The following is a 1,670-nucleotide window of genomic DNA, read 5'->3' as shown; positions in this document are numbered from 1 at the left end:
GGCCGCCCTGCTCCTGCGCTCGCAGCGGTGGCTGCCGCCGTTCGTCCTCTACGCGGCGTTCCTCGCCGTCGGCGTGCAGGGCGGCCAGCCGGTGCTCGACTCGGCCGGTTACGCGGCCGCCGCCCTGCTGCCCGTCGCCGCCTGGCTGGTGCGGATCTGCGTCACGGGAGAGCCGCCGGCGGCCCGTACGTGTGTCGCGGCGGCGGCCGGACCCGGGCGGGCGCATCTGGCCTGTCTGCTCGTGGCACTGGCGGCTTCCGTGCTCCTGGGCACGGCCGCCACCGTGGTCGTCACCTCGATCAGCGACCCGGCCAGTGCCGACCACCGCGTCCAGGTGCCCCTGCTGCACGCCGGCGGGTCCGGGCTGCTCGCAGCGCTGGTCTGCGCGCTGCTCGGGACGGCCGTCGGCGCGGTCACGAACCGGCCCGTGCTGCGCTCGACCGGCCGCGCGGTACCCGCGATGCTGCTGGCGGCGCTGGTGTCGGTGGTGACCACTGGCTCACCGGCGCAGGCGGCCGTCAGCGGCCTGGTCACCGGTTCGCGCTCGGGCCGCGTCCCGCTGCCGCTGCTGCCGCTGGCCGGGGCGGCGGTCGTCGCGGCCGTCGCGGCCGCCGTGTGCTGTGCGCTCACCGCGCGGAGATCACCCTGAGCAGGCCGTGCGCTGCGCCTCCTGCCACTCGCAGACCGGGCAGAGAGTGATCCCCTTGTACGACTCCGGGTACTCGGTCGGTTCGCGGCACAGCACGCACTCCGCGTACGGCGGGCCGTCGGCCCTGGGTGGCCTGGTGGCGTCGATCAGGCAGTAGCCGCCGGCATCGGCGGTGCGGTCCTCGTCGTCCTCGCTCATGGCTCCAGCCTAGGTCGGCGGCGATCGCCAGGGACCCGCCATGAACGGGCGCGTGCCGTCGCCGTGAACCGGCAGGCACCGCCACGAACGGTCACGAGCGGCCGGTCGCCGCCCCGATCATGTCGGACACCTTCACGAAGCGGTAGCCCTCCTTGCGCAGCTCCGGCACCACCGCCCGTACGACGCGCTCGGTCGTCGGGGCCGCGCTGCGGGTGCAGTGCATGATCACCACCGAACCGGGCTTCACCCCGCCCAGCACCTGCCGGGCCACGGCGTCCGCGTCCGTGGCGAAGGCGTCCCCGCTCACCACGTCCCACTGCACGGCGGTGACGCGCAGGCCGCTCAGCGCGCGCAGCGCCTGCTTGTCGTAGCAGCCGCCGGGGAAGCGGAAGTACGGCATCGCGTGCCGCACGCCCGCCTTGCGGAACGCGGTGTACGCCCGCTCCACGTCCGAGCGCATCCGGTCCGCGCCGACGGTGGGCAGGCCGTGGCAGTCGCCCGTGAACGCGTAGTGGCTGTAGGAGTGGTTGCCGAGCTCGAACAGGGGGTCGTTGCCGATGGAGCGGGCCTCGTCCGGGTACTGCTCCGCCCACCGGCCCGTCATGAACACGGTGGCCGGGACCTTCAGGGCGCGGAGGGCCGCGATGAGCGCCGGGTTGTCGAAGTGCTCGCCCGCCGCCGCGCGCGGTCCCTCGGCGGCGGTCATGTCGGCGTCGAAGGTGAACGCGACCTTCTTGCCTCCGGTCCGCGGGCCGTTGGCGAAGACGGGGGTCAGACCGCCGGGGCCGGGGGCGAGGGTCGGCGGTCTGACCCCCGTCTTCGC

The 1,670-nt window shown here is 74.9% G+C and carries 3 protein-coding genes; 1 reads left to right on the top strand and 2 read right to left on the bottom strand.

Annotated elements, in window-relative coordinates:
* On the top strand, positions 1-649 hold a 649-nt coding region (locus tag BZY54_RS47615), incomplete at its 5' end, for an ABC transporter (RefSeq protein WP_086731499.1).
* Here the strand turns inward: BZY54_RS47615 and BZY54_RS47610 are convergent.
* Both BZY54_RS47610 and BZY54_RS47605 read right to left on the bottom strand, forming a co-directional pair.
* Complete coding sequence (locus BZY54_RS47610) at positions 641-847, bottom strand: hypothetical protein (protein ID WP_086731498.1); 207 nt, start codon at positions 845-847, stop codon at positions 641-643. The genes BZY54_RS47615 and BZY54_RS47610 overlap by 9 nt on opposite strands.
* Before the next feature lie 91 nt (positions 848-938).
* The coding region (locus tag BZY54_RS47605) for a polysaccharide deacetylase family protein (RefSeq protein ID WP_107420020.1) at positions 939-1,670 on the bottom strand (732 nt) is incomplete at its 5' end.

This window comes from Streptomyces carpinensis (genome assembly GCF_002154505.1).
Lineage (GTDB): Bacteria > Actinomycetota > Actinomycetes > Streptomycetales > Streptomycetaceae > Streptomyces > Streptomyces carpinensis.
Note: the sequence above shows the minus strand (reverse complement) of the source record. Positions and strands in the feature narration are given on the sequence as shown.